The organism is Aeromonas sp. A600620, from assembly GCF_029479985.1.
Lineage (GTDB): Bacteria > Pseudomonadota > Gammaproteobacteria > Enterobacterales > Aeromonadaceae > Aeromonas > Aeromonas veronii_A.
The window spans coordinates 205,373-220,355 of record NZ_JAAKXB010000002.1 but is presented as its reverse complement, the minus strand read 5'-3'; the positions used below and the strand labels follow the sequence as shown (position 1 = coordinate 220,355).

Annotated in this window: 13 protein-coding genes; 5 read left to right on the top strand and 8 right to left on the bottom strand. The window is 57.8% G+C overall.

The window, feature by feature from the left end; all coding sequences use genetic code 11:
• From G5533_RS03680 to G5533_RS03670, 3 genes are all read right to left on the bottom strand, one after another.
• Complete coding sequence (locus tag G5533_RS03680) at positions 1–1,017, bottom strand: FecCD family ABC transporter permease (protein WP_019446608.1); 1,017 nt, start codon at positions 1,015–1,017, stop codon at positions 1–3.
• A gap of 123 nt (positions 1,018–1,140) precedes the next feature.
• The gene (locus G5533_RS03675) at positions 1,141–3,108 is read right to left on the bottom strand and encodes a TonB-dependent receptor domain-containing protein (RefSeq protein ID WP_441254575.1); all 1,968 of its coding nucleotides are present in this window, start codon (positions 3,106–3,108) and stop codon (positions 1,141–1,143) included.
• A 278-nt stretch (positions 3,109–3,386) separates the two neighbouring features.
• Entirely contained in the window at positions 3,387–4,190 is an 804-nt protein-coding gene (locus tag G5533_RS03670) for a siderophore-interacting protein (RefSeq protein WP_069526731.1), read from the bottom strand.
• Between the two features lie 312 nt (positions 4,191–4,502).
• On the opposite strand from G5533_RS03670, the gene G5533_RS03665 reads away from it, so the two are divergent.
• Entirely contained in the window at positions 4,503–6,020 is a 1,518-nt protein-coding gene (locus G5533_RS03665; protein WP_216954328.1) for an HD domain-containing phosphohydrolase, read from the top strand.
• A gap of 101 nt (positions 6,021–6,121) precedes the next feature.
• On the opposite strand, the gene G5533_RS03660 is transcribed toward G5533_RS03665, so the two are convergent.
• Positions 6,122–7,384, bottom strand: coding sequence for a TIGR03503 family protein (locus G5533_RS03660; RefSeq protein WP_421205315.1), 1,263 nt, complete (start codon positions 7,382–7,384; stop codon positions 6,122–6,124).
• Positions 7,381–8,115 carry a DNA polymerase III subunit epsilon gene (gene dnaQ, locus G5533_RS03655; protein ID WP_047439188.1) on the bottom strand — a complete coding sequence of 245 codons (735 nt, stop codon included), beginning with the start codon at positions 8,113–8,115 and terminating at the stop codon, positions 7,381–7,383. The genes G5533_RS03660 and dnaQ overlap by 4 nt, the downstream gene beginning before the upstream one ends.
• 79 nt (positions 8,116–8,194) lie before the next feature.
• Between dnaQ and rnhA the strand changes: the two genes are divergently transcribed.
• Positions 8,195–8,659, top strand: a complete 465-nt coding sequence (gene rnhA / locus G5533_RS03650; RefSeq protein WP_005337815.1) for a ribonuclease HI — start codon at positions 8,195–8,197, stop codon at positions 8,657–8,659.
• On the opposite strand, the gene G5533_RS03645 is transcribed toward rnhA, so the two are convergent.
• On the bottom strand, positions 8,647–9,369 hold the full coding sequence (locus tag G5533_RS03645) for a methyltransferase domain-containing protein (protein WP_416014145.1): 723 nt from the start codon (positions 9,367–9,369) through the stop codon (positions 8,647–8,649). The genes rnhA and G5533_RS03645 overlap by 13 nt on opposite strands.
• A gap of 72 nt (positions 9,370–9,441) precedes the next feature.
• Here G5533_RS03645 and gloB point away from each other — a divergent pair, with 72 nt between their 5' ends.
• Positions 9,442–10,206 carry a hydroxyacylglutathione hydrolase gene (gene gloB, locus G5533_RS03640; protein ID WP_416014143.1) on the top strand — a complete coding sequence of 255 codons (765 nt, stop codon included), beginning with the start codon at positions 9,442–9,444 and terminating at the stop codon, positions 10,204–10,206.
• Between the two features lie 70 nt (positions 10,207–10,276).
• Positions 10,277–11,830: a lytic transglycosylase gene (locus tag G5533_RS03635; RefSeq protein ID WP_005361719.1), complete on the top strand. Its 1,554-nt coding sequence runs from the start codon at positions 10,277–10,279 to the stop codon at positions 11,828–11,830.
• Between the two features lie 163 nt (positions 11,831–11,993).
• On the opposite strand, the gene astE is transcribed toward G5533_RS03635, so the two are convergent.
• Both astE and G5533_RS03625 read right to left on the bottom strand, forming a co-directional pair.
• Positions 11,994–13,019, bottom strand: coding sequence for a succinylglutamate desuccinylase (astE, locus tag G5533_RS03630; protein ID WP_416014142.1), 1,026 nt, complete (start codon positions 13,017–13,019; stop codon positions 11,994–11,996).
• A gap of 294 nt (positions 13,020–13,313) precedes the next feature.
• Positions 13,314–13,523, bottom strand: coding sequence for a DUF1127 domain-containing protein (locus tag G5533_RS03625; protein WP_158112369.1), 210 nt, complete (start codon positions 13,521–13,523; stop codon positions 13,314–13,316).
• Between the two features lie 525 nt (positions 13,524–14,048).
• Here G5533_RS03625 and G5533_RS03620 point away from each other — a divergent pair.
• Positions 14,049–14,942 carry a DNA replication terminus site-binding protein gene (locus tag G5533_RS03620; RefSeq protein ID WP_421205320.1) on the top strand — a complete coding sequence of 298 codons (894 nt, stop codon included), beginning with the start codon at positions 14,049–14,051 and terminating at the stop codon, positions 14,940–14,942.
• Positions 14,943–14,983: the final 41 nt, after the last annotated feature.

Sequence of the window (14,983 nt, the reverse complement as noted above, 5' to 3'; positions counted from 1 at the left end):
TCACTTGACGGTCAGCAGGGTACGAAAGCCCCCGCGATGAACAATGGCGATCAGCACAGGTGCGCCAATCAGGGCCAGAATAACCCCGTTGGGCAGCTCGAACGGCTGGATCAGCCAGCGCGCCAGAATGTCTGCCAACAGCAGAAACAGCATGCCGAACAGGGCGGAGAAACAGACCTGCACCGACAGCTTCACCGGCTCCACCAATCGGCCACAGTAGGCGGCCAGAAAGCCGACAAAGCCGATAGGGCCGGCGATGGCGATGGCACTGGCGGTAAACAGGGTGGCGGCCAGCAGCACGCCAATCCGCACCCGGTTGGGGCGGATCCCCAGCGCCTGGGCCTGACTGTCCCCCATCTGCATCAGGGTTAGCTGGCGACAGAGCAGCAGGGTGATGACAAACGCCGCCAGCACGAAGGGCAGCACGGCGATGATGGCATCGAGATTGGCCGCCGACAGGGAGCCGAGGTTCCAGAAGCGGTACTGCTCCAGCACCATCTTGTTGGAGAGCAGCAGAAAGCTGGAGAGACCGCCGAAGGTGGCGGAAAGCGCCACCCCGACCAGAATAAGCTTGAGGGGGTTGGAGCGGCCAATCATCATGCCGAGCCCCAGCACAATCACGTTGCCGAGCAGCGCACCGAGTCCGGCCCAGAGCAGATAGCCGTAGGCGGACTCCACCCCGAACCAGGTGAGCCCCACCACCAGCGCAAAGACGGCCCCGGCGTTGACCCCGAGCAGACCGGGCTCCGCCAGCGGATTGCGGGTCGCGCTCTGCAACAAGGAGGCCGCCAGAGATAAAGAGGCGCCGACCACCATGGCGCAGAGGGTGCGCGGCAGTCGCAAGGTATTGAGCACCATGGCGAGCTTCTCGTCGCCAGCCCAGCGGGCATCCCCCATCAGGTAGCCGAGCACCTCGCGAGCACCATAGACACCCGCACCGGTGGCGAGCGAAAGAGAAAGCAGTACGAACAGGAGGAACAATCCCAGCCAGAACAGCGAGGTCTGGTCTCTAAACACCCTTTAACTCCTTATGATTGCAATGCCATCTTGTTGAAATACATGTGGTTTTAATAAAAGTCGTCACCCGAGGTGATCCCCTGACAACAACGGAAGCCCGCCAGTGCGGGCTCCGCTCAGCCACTACATCTTGTAGGCCACACCGGCATAGACAGTGCGCCCGTCGAGGATCTGATCGGCCTCGGTGGCAACCCAGTCACGCTTGGTATTGGTCAGGTTGTTAAGTCCAAACTTCAGATCCAGTGCCCGAGTGGCGTTCCAGACTGCCCCGATATCCAGGGTGTGGAATCCGGCGGTGGTCTCATAGGTGGTGCCGCTCATGCGCGGAACCGGAAGGATCTGGCTGCCGGTGTAGTTCCAGCCGAGCTGGGTACTCAGGCTCTCGATGACCTGCCACTCCAGCTTGGCGTTGGCGGTATGCTCCGGCGTCCGATAGAGATCCTTGCCGCTGGTCTTGTCCTCTCCGTCGATCAGGGTGACGTTGCTGGAAAGGGTCAGGGTATCGGTGATATCAAACCAGCCGCTCAGCTCCACCCCCTTGATGCGGGCCTTGCTGACGTTCTGATAGGTCATCACCGCCGGACGCCAGGTGGAGGTCCATGCCTCGCTCTGGATCTTGTCCTTGATATCATTGTGGAAGGCGGTAACCCCGGCGCCCCAGAACGAACCATCATAGGCGGTGCCCAGCTCGTAGCTGACGGCGGTTTCCGGTTTCAGATCCGGATTGCCCACTACGGCGCAGCGACCGCGACAGGCGGCTACGGCATAATCCGGGTTGGACTGGGCAATGGTCGGCGCCTTGAACGCCTTGCCAATGCCGCCCTTGACTACCCAGTTGTCAGTCAGGCTGTAGAGGGCATAACCGCGGGGGCTGAACTCGGTGCCATAGGTCTCGTGGTGATCGACCCGGCCACTCAGTGTCAACGCCAGATCGCCAAAGCCAAACTCATCCTGCAGATAGAGCGCGCTCTGGTTGACGCTGACATCGCCCCCCTTGAGGTTGACGTTATGCTTGAGTTCGGTGATGCGGTACTCGGCACCACTGGTCAGCAGGTGGCTGCCCAGATTACCGCTCAGCTGGCCATCGAAGGTGTGGTTGGTCTGGCTCACATCGCCGCTGGTCTTGCTCAGCGCCGTCATCAGTTCGGAGTCGTCAAACAGGTCAACCTGCTCGAAGGCATAGCCGACCCGGCTGTCGAACTGATCCCAACGGCCGACGTGAGTGGCATTGAGCCCCAGTCGCTCCATCTGCTGGATATTGCGCGGCGTCTGGCCGTAGTTGTTCCAGTGGGCCTCCCGATCGTCTTTGGCGTAGTTCATCCCTACATCCAGATCCTGACGATCATCGATCAACCATTTGACGTTGGAGAGGATCCCCAGCTTTTCACGCTGCTCGATGGCATCGGCCTTGGGGTTGATGCTCTGCTCGCTCTGCCAGGCATCCCTGTGGTTCCCTTCTACCACCAGGTTGGCCAGCAGCTTGTTGTCGATCAGCGCCCCGCCCACATAGGCGCTCGCCTTGTTGATATCCCCGCCGTGACCGTCGGTGGGGTCGCTGAAGGTATAGGTGGCCGCCGCTTCGGTCTTCTCCCCGGGTTGGCGCAAGATGACATTGACCACCCCACCCAGCGCATCGGCACCGTAGAGGGAGGAGATGGGGCCACGGATCACTTCGATACGCTCGATGGCCGCCATCGGGATGGCGGAGAGATCGAAATCATTGCCATAACCGGAGGTAAGAGCATCGCGGGAGCTGATACGCCGCCCATTGACCAGCAACAGGGTGTAATCCCCCTCCAGCCCGCGCAACTTGATCTCGCTGCGGCCGTAGCTGGTGGCAGGGCTGATATTGACCCCCGGCAACTGTTTCAGAGCGCCGGTGAGGTCATTGACATTGAGCTTGTCGAGCTCGGCCCGAGTCACCACAGAGACGCTGGCCGGGGCGGTCAGCTCGCTGTGCCGGGTTTTGGTCGCCGTCACCACCATGGTTTCATGAGCGGTAACAGGCGCAGTCCCTTGGGCCAGAACTGGCAGGGTAAAAAGGGACAACACCAGCGGATGCACTGCAAATCGTCGGGATGATGTACGCATCATCAATACTCCACATAAAACAACCAGGGCCAACCCCACCGACATCCCTATCTGACCTCGCCAGACCCGGTGCAAAGTGATGGAGTTCATTGGCATGAACAGTCGTCCATGCCCCATCCCCCCGAACATCAGTGCATTACGGCAGGCCCTGCGTTGTGCTATGCCACTCGCAGCCATCAATAACAAAAGCGCCATACCGACTGACATCGGGACGGCGCAATACTAAATGCAAATCATTTTTATTTGCAAGCGTGAATCAGGTATTCTTTCGCATTCGCTTAATTATCCATCACATCGTGGCGAGTCTGGTGATAGGCCTCTTCACTCTTGCCCCGGCGCCAGTACGGCACGGCGTAGAGCGACTGGCGATCCACCTCGAGCACAGACCGAAAATGGCGGCGCAGCGGCAGCACCAGCGCCTCTTCCCCACCCAGCCAGAAGAAGCCACCATCGCGCACCAGCGGCAGAGCAATCACATGCTCCAGCAGGCCGCTGGACTCGGGCTCGCCGACAAACCAGTGACAGCGCACCCCGACCGGCAGCGTCAACGGCTGAGCATCGGCCTGATCCGGCACCAGAATCGCAATTTCCCCTCTGGCATCGGCAGGCATCACCTCGCACATCGCCATGATGGCGGGCAAGGCGGTGAGATCCCCTACCAGACAGTAGTGATCGGCCGGTTGCAGCATAGGGTTGGGACCACCCGGCCCGGAGAGGATTACCTTCTCTCCCGGCTTGGCATGGGTAGCAAAGGCGCTGGCGGGCCCGCCGTCACCGTGCAGCACGAAGTCGATATCAATTTCCTGCTCATCACGGCGAAACGCGCGGATGGTGTAGGTGCGGATCACCGGCTTGTCAGCCGGGTCACTCCAGCGCGGGCCGCTCGGGGTCATTGCAGGCAGCACCGGCTCTACCTGATGGGGCTGGGCCAGCATCACCTTGATATGGGCCCCACCGCAGGTGAAGGGATAGTCAGCCAGTTCGCTGCCACCAAAGGTGATACGACGCAAATGGGGGGTGATCTGGGTAATGGCTTTGACAGTCAGCAGACGGGGACGATTGGGAGGCAGAGATGGGGACACAATGAGGCTCCTCGTTGAGTGTGTTGCCTATGCTACACACAAATGGGAATCACTATCAAATGCGATTATTTCTCGTCTATCCGGCTCAAACATCACTAATCACTACCATCAGCCCCCGAACAGAGAAACGGGCTTATGCACGCTAGTCCCATGATTGGACGAAGAAAGCAGCCGGACAACAACACTGTCACGCAGGGTTCCATTTGCCTATTTCGACCATAGTTTTTCGAGATCAAATTTTATTTCTCAATAAGTTTCCTATCCTTAGTGAAGCAGTTAATGTAAGCACAGGATGCCAAACAGGATTGTATGATGGATGACCAGATCCTGATTATTGATGATGACGAGCTCTCCCTCCCCGACGCGCAGCAAGCAGGCTGGAGGGTGATGATTGTTGACGATGAACCGGAAGTGCATCGCATCACCAAGATCACTTTAAACAAATTCGAGTTTGACAATCGTCCCATCGAGTTTCTGCATGCCTATTCGGCTGCAGAGGCAAAAAAATTGCTGGCCACCACCCCGGATGTTGCACTGCTGCTGCTGGACGTGGTGATGGAGGTCGATCACGCCGGTCTTGATGTTGTCAAATATGTCCGTGAAGAGCTGCAAAACAAGATGGTACGCATCGTGCTGCGTACCGGCCAACCCGGCCAAGCGCCGGAAGATGACGTGGTGACCAACTACGACATCAACGACTACAAGGATAAAACCGAGCTCACCTCCCAGAAGCTGCGCACCCTGCTGCGGGCCAGCCTGCGCTCCTATCGGGATATCCGCACCCTGGAAAGCAACCGGCAAGGGCTGGAAAAAGTCATCGAAGCCTCCAAGGGGATCTTTGAGAAACGGGCGCTGCGTCAGTTTGTCGAAGGCGCCCAAGAGCAGCTGAGCGCCCTGCTCCATCTGGGAGAGACCCAGATTTACGATGTAAAACAATATGCCTACGAAGTGAAGGATCAACTGCTGGAGCCCCTGCTGCCAGGTCATCCCCCGGTGCGGTTGACAGAGGCACCCGAGATACTGCGTCAGGCCATGACCCGGGGCTGCAATATCTACAACACCAACCAGATGGTGCTCTACTGCCAAAACCCGCGCCACCACCTGTTGTTTCATATCGAGACCACTCGCCAGCTCAGTCAGATCGATACCAGCCTGCTGACCCTGTTTACCGAAAACATCATAGTGGCACTGGAAAATATCCGGCTCAACGAGGTGATCGCCGACAACCAGCGGGAGATCATCTATCGCATCGGCGAACTGGTCGAAACCCGCTCCAAGGAGTCAGGGTTACACGTCAAACGGGTCGCGCTCTACACCGAGCTTTTCTGCCATCTGCTGGGGATGAGCGAAGAGCAGAGCGAGCTGGTTAAACGGGCCTCACCACTGCACGACATTGGCAAGGTGGGGATTCCCGATGCCATTTTGCACAAACCGGGCAAGCTGACCCCGGAAGAGTGGGAGATCATGAAAACTCATGCCCAACTCGGTCAGGATATGCTCTCCGGCAGCGATCTGGCGTTGTTCCAGATTGGCGCCACCATAGCAGGCAATCACCATGAGAAGTGGAATGGCAGCGGTTATCCCCGCGGTTTGAAGGGGGCCGATATCCCACTGGAAGGACGGATCGTGGCACTGGCCGATGTGTTCGATGCCCTGGGTTCGGATCGCTGCTACAAGAAAGCATGGCCGCTGGACAAGGTGCTGGCCCTGATTGAAGAGGAGAAGGGGCAGCATTTCGACCCCCAGTTGGTCGAGCTGATGATGGCCAATCTGGACAAGTTCCTCGAAATCCGCGAGCAGAACAAGGATGTCTATATCGGCGATCACTGATTGCTGCCAATCCCTTATCCTAAGGGGTCGAGCTAAAAAAACCGCCCTGCTTATCGAGGGCGGTTTCTTCTCTCTGGTGTATCGTTTTTCCCGAGTCTGGGCTACTGCTCTGGCAAGTTGAGATCTAGCTTGGCTGCCGGTTGGCCGTTTTGTTGATTTTCAGCCTGAGCTGCTGCTAGCGCACGTTTAAAAGCACGCCGTTTTTGCATCACCACAAAACCTGCGCCTCCCAGCAACACCAGTAGTACCCCACCCCCAACCAGAACCCAAAGTAGCCACCCCATTCCCTCTTCAGGCTGCTCTTCGGTAGACTCGGCGCTGGAGGCCTGAGCGGCGGCCGACATCACCTCTACAGGAGGCGGCGGTGGCGGGAAGACATTGAAGGTTTTCACCGGCAACTCGATTTTCAGCTCACGGCCGAGGCGAGTGGTGCCATAGAGGGTTGCTTTCACCTCATGCTGACCGACCTCCTTGATGTTGGAGAGATCGATATCAAGCTTGGGGTCGCTGGCGGTCTCGCTGAACTCGTAGAGGCCGCCCACATTGCTGGTCACACTCCCCTTGACCACCACGGAGGCGGGATCCAGCTCATCACGGTCGATTAGCAGTGAGAGCTTGGCACCCAGCTCATCCGAAGGCGGCGACAAGTTATAGCTGAACGGATAGGGGTAAAGCAGAACATCCTGATAACGGGCACGGACAAAAACCTGATTGCCCGTGCTGAACATGGCGCGGTACTTGCCACCGGGAATATCATGCAGCGTCACTTCCGCCGTCATGATGCCATCGCCCGGCACTTCGTCGAGCCCCTTGCCATCATCGCGATAGTGGCCAAGTACTTGATCCAGCACGACCTCTTTCTTATCGGCATCGCTGAACGATTGCAGCTTGACGGTCATGCCAAGATCAGAGAGATAGTATTTATCTTTCGGCGGCTGACCATTGATCAGCAACCACGCCTTGAGCTTGACCACCTCCCCCTGATAGAGCTGCATCGGCAGGGCGGCGATATCGAGCCGGATATCGGAGAGAATGCGCACCCGGTTGTCGGGATCCACCTCGCCAATCGCCTGCCAGGGGCCCGGCATGGGATTGCGCAGGGTAATGAGATCATGCTCCGGCAGCGCCAGCCAACCCACATCTGCGGGTTTGACCTTGCCCACGTAAAGCTTGCTGCCATCGGGGCGAACCAGGATCACGGACGGGGTGCCCGGCTTGCGCTTGATGATGAAGGTGATCTCCTTCACGCCGTAATCGATGCGAAAGCGGTTATCCAGCAGCGGAATATCGGAAGGGGCAAATACCTCGGTCGCCATCGCCCCCAGCGAGAGCAACAACAGCAGACCGGCACACCACTTGCTCATTGCCGCCACAGACAACTTCCTCCCTTTTTCTGTACCAGATCCAGTCTCGCCTCGTGCAGGGCCTGAACCTCGGCACTGGCACGCACCACCTTGAGGGCGGGTCGGTTGCTCTCTAACCGACGAATACTGGTGTCCTGATTGCTTTCGTTTTCGTTGCTTTCGGTGGCCAGATTGAGTTTGGTCTGGCCGCCGGTCATCAGCAGGTAGACGTCCGCCAGGATCTCCGCATCGAGCAAAGCCCCGTGCAGGGTACGGTGGGAGTTGTCGATACCGTAACGATCGCACAGCACATCCAGGTTGTTGCGCTTGCCGGGGAAGAGATCCCGCGCCATCGCCAGGGTATCTGTGATGGTGCAGATATCCGCCGTTTTGAAGTTGAGTCCGAGCTTGCTGAACTCGTAGTCCATGAAGCTCACGTCAAACGGCGCGTTGTGGGCGATCAGTTCGGCGCCGCGGATGAACTCGAGGAACTCGTCGGCGATCTGGCTGAACGACGGTTTGTCACGCAGAAACTCGTCGGTGATACCGTGCACCTGGATCGCTTCCGGGTCGACCAGACGATCAGGCTTGATATAGACGTGATAGTGGTTACCGGTCAGCTTGCGGTTGATCACCTCCACACAGCCGATTTCGATAATGCGGTGCCCCAGATAGACAGGGCCGCCCGCCGTATTCATACCTGTGGTTTCAGTATCCAGAATGATCTGGCGATTCAGTTGGGGTGTGTTCATGATCCAATCTATGTCAAACTTCGGCTTTACTTACTCGCTAGTTTACCCCAAGCCTCATGTTAAAACAGATTGATTGCTCATGTTAAAACAGATTGATGTCTATACCGACGGCTCCTGCCTCGGCAATCCGGGCCCGGGTGGTTACGGGGCCGTGATGGTCTACGGCAAGCACCGCAAGGAAATTTCCGCCGGATTCAAGTTGACCACCAATAACCGGATGGAGCTGATGGCAGCCATCATGGGGCTTCGAACCCTCAACGAGCCCTGCAAGGTGCGCCTCACCACCGATAGCCAATATGTGCGCCAGGGGATCACCCAGTGGATCATCGGCTGGAAAAAGAAGGGGTGGATGACCGCCAATCGTCAACCGGTCAAGAACGTCGATCTCTGGAAGGAGTTGGATGCAGAAGTGGGTCGCCACCAGATTGAGTGGCTCTGGGTAAAGGGCCACTCCGGCCATCCGGAGAACGAACGGTGCGACGAGTTGGCCAGAGATGCCGCCTGCGGCAAGGATCTGGCCGAGGATACCGGTTACCAGCCCTGACGGGCCATGCCCGGTGTGGCGAGGGACTTTGGCAGTTGCCAGCGCCGCCGCACCGGGATCAGTGGAAAACGCCGTTTACGGGCAGCAATCACGTATACCGACGCAAACGCCTTGCAATAATCCCGCCCGATACTCTCCCGCCACCAGCTGTGCCAGCTCTGTTTACCCATAAACGAGTAACCGAAACGCTCGTCAAACATCACTTCACACCCCAATAGATGCAGCCAGTCCGTCACCCGCCCAGGGGTAAACATCCGAGCAGACCAGGGCAACTTGCTCCGTAAAAAAGGGATACAGTGGCCAACTCCCACCAGACTCACCGGATTGTAACCACTGATGATGAGCCAGCCATCATCGGTCAGCACCCTTTCGGCTTCACGCAATACCTGATGGGGATCGGCGGAGAAATCGAGGCAGTGAGCCAGCAGACAGGCATCGACGCTGCCGGTTCGCACCGGCAGCTCGAGGGGATCGCCATAGATGTCCAGCAGTCGTCCCTCAGGCGCGACACCCACCTGATGACGAATGGATGAACATTTGCAGGAGAGCTCGGCGCTCAGGGCTCCGACCTTGAGCAAGTGATACCCGAACAAGTTGGGGCACCAGCTGTCGAGCCGCTCCTGGATCTCGGCCGCCACCCAGTCCCCCATAGGCAATGCAGACCAGCTGGTCGGGATCTCGATTTGTTGTTCGGTACGTGCCACCTGCATAATAGGGCTCAACTCGGGGTTTCGAACGCCATCCTGTTATATAAGATACCCTCCCTAAAGAGAAGCAGACTCATGTATCCAGTGATCACAGTTCCAGCCTTTAATGACAACTACATCTGGTTGATCCGCCACGAAAATCACTGCCTGGTGGTCGATCCGGGCGATGCCGCACCCGTGCTAGAGCGGCTTGAGGCATTGGGGCTGGTGCTCGATGCCATCCTGCTGACCCATCACCATAACGACCATGTCGGGGGCGTCACCGAGCTGCTTGCCCACTTCCCCCACGCCCGGCTCTATGGCCCCAAACTTGACCCGATGCCGGATCACCACGGTCAGTGGCTGGAAGATGGCGATCAGATCAACTGGCACGGCCTCGCCCTCGAGGTGATCCATGTGCCCGGGCACACTCGCGGCCACATCGCCTACCACGGCAACGGCATGCTCTTTTGTGGCGATACCCTCTTCTCGGCCGGTTGTGGCCGCCTGTTTGAAGGGACGCCGGAACAGATGTACCACTCGTTACAGCGCCTTGCCGCCCTGCCCGACGAGACCCTGATCTACTGCGCCCATGAGTACACACTCTCCAACCTGTGCTTTGCCTATGCAGTTGAACCGGACAATCCGGCGATCCGTGATCAGATCGGACTGATCAGCAAACTGCGGCAACAAGGGCTGCCAAGTCTGCCAACCCGGCTGGGTGACGAACGCACTTTCAACATTTTTCTGCGATGCGAACAGGATTCAGTGAAATTTTCTGCTGAAAAACATGGGCTAAAATGCGTGGAAAATCCGGTAGATACCTTCACCATCCTGCGTCAGTGGAAGGACGTTTTTTGAACAAACCTTGATCAGGGGGCCATTGCCCCTTATGATGCGAGCTGTTTTTCCTAAAAATGACCGGAACGAGATGAAGGTACGAACGGCCTTATTGGCAGCGCTGTTGCTCAGCGGCTGCCAAAACCTGAGCCATCAGGATGACCGGGCGCTAACGGCAATCGAGCCGATCAAGTCCCCCCAGGTCAAGAAAAAAGCGCATAAAAAACACTCTTCCCATTTCCTGTTTGGCGATGAACAGCTGGACGAAATGGAAGATACGGACAATCTGTGGGTGCGTATCAGCGATGATATGCAACTGGAAACTCCGGACAATCCGCGCATCCGCCAGCAACGTGAGTGGCTGTTGCGCAATGATAAGCATCTGGCGACCATTGCCAGCCGGGCTGAACCCTACCTCTATCTGATGGTAGAGGAGATTGAACGGCGTGAGCTGCCAATGGAGCTTATTACTGTCCCGATGATCGAGAGCATGTTTGATCCCCATGCCCGATCCCGCAGCAATGCCGTCGGACTCTGGCAGTTTGTGCCAGCGACAGGCAGAAACTTCGGTCTGCGCCACGACAACTGGTATGACGGACGGCGCGATGTGCTGGCCTCCACCAATGCGGCGCTCGACTATCTGGAGTACCTGAACCGCTTCTTTGACGGTGACTGGCTGCAGACGCTGGCCGCCTACAATGCCGGGGAAGGACGGGTGCGCAACGCCATACAGCGTAACCAGCGCGCAGGCAAACCGACCGACTACTGGTCGCTCGATCTGCCCCGCGAAACCCGGATGTATGTGCCCAAGATCCTCGCCATGGCTGACATGATCAGTAATGCGGACAAGTACAATATCCAGTTGCCGGTGCTCGCCAACGAGCCGAAGCTGCGAGTGGTGGAGACCGGCAGCCAGATCGATCTGAATGTGGCCGCCCAACTGGCCGGTCTGCGTACCTCACAGCTCAAGGAGGTCAATCCGGCCCTGAGCCGTGGTGTGATGTCGCCCCGTGGCCCTTACCGCCTGCTGGTACCGGTAGAGTATGCCGATACTCTGGAGCTGGCACTGGCCGATCTGCCCAAGAGTGAGCGTATTCGAACCCGCTCCTATCAGGTCACCAGTGGCGATACCCTGTCGCGCATTGCCCAGAATCATGGCGTCAGCGTGAACGAGCTGAAGCTGGCCAACAATCTGCGCAGCAACAACCTGCGTCGCGGTCAGCAACTGGTGATCCCGACCCACGGTCAGGTCAGCAGCAAGGCCAGCTCCGCCAGCAAACCGCAGCAGCTGGCAAGCCGTGGTAGCAGCCAGAAGGCCAAAGTCAGTTACAAGGTGCGCTCGGGTGACAACCTGTGGAGCATCAGCCAGGCACACGGCGTCTCCCACGAAGAGCTCGCCAAGTGGAATGGTCTGAATGCCAAGTCGGCGCTCAAGCCAGGCATGAAGCTGGTGGTCTATCCCAAGCAAGGGAAGAAGAGCGACAAATCGATGGTGTATCAGGTTCGCCGTGGCGACTCCATCTCCTCCATCGCTGCTCGCTTCCAGGTGGCCATCAACGATGTGATGCGCTGGAATCAGCTGGATAAAGGGGATTACCTCAAGCCCGGTCAGGAGCTGACCCTGTTTGTGAAGAACAACAGCTAAGCCTCACCGCTTGAACCCGATAAAAAACGGGGCCAGTCATCTGACTGGCCCCGTTTTTTATTATTACTGCTGCTAACCGCTGCTGTGTCTGAGCCGCCGACTAAAACAATGGCTTGGCGCCACCTGCGGATGCATCACCGCTCTGCAGGCAAAACTATCACCGCTATTCCCAGAGCCTTGTCGGCACCACCATCAGCACGGTGCGCTGACCGATCGCCACATTTGCATTGGGGAAGACCACCGCCTCACGCGGCTTCTCGACTGTGTAACGCAGCTCACCATCCTCGGCCAGCACGAACCCTTGGGGGAATTCGGTGAAGTTGTCCACATCGCTGGCGAACAGGAAGCGAAAGTCCGCCGATTTTTTGGTGATCACCCGATCGATGGCAAACAGGGTGAAATCATCCGCCCGCCACGGCTCCAGTGCCACCTCATCCTGAGTGACCAGCTCCTGCAGCGCCTGACGGGTTTCGATAAAGCGGGTCATATCGTTCTCGCCAAACGGGCGCACCTTGCCCAGCTCCACCGTGAAGGCATGGGCGCCATGCTGGCGGGAGCTGTAGTAGCTGAAGGTCGTGGTCGGGCTGGCGGAGAGCAGAATAGTACGCACCCCGCAGGCGCCGAGGAACTGCACCTGCTCGCGGCAGTGAGGCCGCTCGTGGGGGAAGGGGTAGACGGCAAACTTCTCGTGGCGCGAGCCGCGAATGGCGGTGTGCAGGTCGTAGTGGTAACGGGGACGAGCCGGATCGGCAAAGAAGCGGCTAACATACTGCTCGAGGCGCATGGCACGGATCCGCTCCCGATTGCAGAGCCCCTCCCCCTTGCTGTGGGCGCCAGAGAAGAGCCGGTTCATGTTCTCCTCCACTTCTCGCAGCCCCAGATTCATCGCCGCCGGATTGCCAAACAGGAACAGCACCCGATGGCGGGCGCTCAGCTCGCCTGAGAGCAGACGGCTCAGCAGCTGGTTGCAGATCTCGATGGGGGCAGTCTCGTTGCCGTGGATACCGCAGGAGAGGACGATATCCTTGCGTCCTCCCGGCTGATCGCCCGCGCCACGGGCAGGCTCCAGACAGAGCACGCCGGTATCCCAGACGCTGACCCGCGCACCATCGGGCAGGGCAAATTCAAAGGGCTCAAGCTGCCACTCATGGCTGCGGGTCAAGGCCAAAAAATCGTGCTGGGGAATCATCCGTCTCACCCTCTCGCTCTGGAATACTATGGCCGGATTATACGCAAGGCATCGTGGCTTAAAATCATTTTTTAAACAAATTCAAACATTAACGATACAAATGTGATAACAATCGAACGATGACAGCAATGACAGTAGCGATGTGGAATAAAGAGGAGAGGAAAAAGGATCAACAAATAACAGGGGGAAAACGGGGGGAGATAAAACAGACAATAACAGACCTGGCAGTTGGTCCCCACAGGGGCAGAACAGCAAACGACTCAGCAGAAAAACAAGGCATCCATGCCCGGTAGATCAACCACGCCAGAACGGCTTGGTGGTCTCTTGATAACGGTCAGCTTCGTTCAGGCCGATGTCTTTGAGCAGGTACTCGGGCAGCTCGGAGAGCTGGCGACGGCTGCGGCTGCGCTCCAGCCAGGTCAGAACGGTCATTTTAACGCGAGCAACCAGATTCAATTGGCTGGAATGCTGGTAACCGGTTTCGGTATAAGCCATGTTGGCCATGATGTGGCTCCTCTGAATATTTGTTTACGCACTGGGCTTTATTTGATGCGCAAAGCTTAGTCAGGGAACAGGGCCGACTCAATTGACGAATTTTGATACGTTACATTAGTAAATCTAATGTCTAAAAACGGCAGGATTTAATTTTAACGCTTTGATTTTAAACAAATAATTATTTTAACAGTTGGCCAGCAGAGTCGCACAGCATATTGTGCTGCATGGCACCCATCTATATATGCATTTTACTGCTTTACATATGCAGGGATGGACAAGGTGTGAACAGCTGGCAACAGCGGAGCTACACGTGATTGTTAATTTAATGATCTTGTGGTGATCTTTATTTAACACTCTGAAACATAAATAAAACCATTACCACATCCCCATTCAGAGGCGCACATTGCCCCCTCCTCAAAGTGCCTCTTGGCACTCCAACCGCATGCTGGTATGTTTATTTATACAGTAGTTTTGCTACCCGCAGCAATGTCATACCTGATGTCGTCAACAGCGGGTCAGACCACAGGATCATCGATGGATACCTTTACCCCTACCGCCGCCCTGCGTCAACAGATGGCCGCCATTGAAACCTCTCTCAACCAGCTGGCCGATCTGCTTGGCCAGCTCGAGCTGCAGGAGGCCCATGTCTATCCCCTCCCCCCGGTGGCGCAGGGGGAAGAGCACGACCCGATCGAGCAAATTGAGGTGGGCTATCTCAACGGTGAAGCCGCACTGGCGGCCACCCTCGCCGCTTATCGGGACCACAGCGCCCGCCCCGGCTGCTCCACCAAGGCGACTCACCGGCTGCCCGGCTGGTTGCGCTTTCCTGCCGCCGCCGCCCCGCAGCTCCAGCCGCTGGTTGAGGAGATCAACCAGCGCAAGCTTGATTTCAAGGGGCTGGTGCAACAGGCGGGGGGACGGGATGAGAAGTTCGAGCTGGTACATACCGCCCTGCCCGGCGTGATCACCCTGCAGGTCTACCGCAAGCTGACCCTGTTGGCGGGGGAGCTGCAATCCCTCGGCTTTACCTGGGCTGACAAGCAGACCATCAATCGCCTCACCCGCGAACAGGTGCTGGAGATGCTGGAGCGCAGCCGCCGCTACATACCGGCCCTCTCCAACAACGAGGAGTGGAGCAAGATGGTGGATCAGGAGGTGTACGACATTCGCCGTCTGCCTGCCGATGCCGAGCTGCGGATCCGCCGCCCGGTCAAGACCCACCCGATGATCAACCTGCTCTGGCTGGAGCGCACCCCGCGCAAGCAGCAGATCAAGGCGAGCCTGCCTCTGCTGCTCTGCTCGGATACCCCGCCTGCAGTCACCCATCTGGGCAACTATCCCCCCAAGAGCCGGCAGGCGCGGCGAGATCGCAAGATTGGCGGCGAGCCCATCATCGAGCGGCTGCACCTCTATCTCTATCAGGGGTGACTGGATCAGGAATAGCTGGGCCGCCTTGCCGCGATAAACGA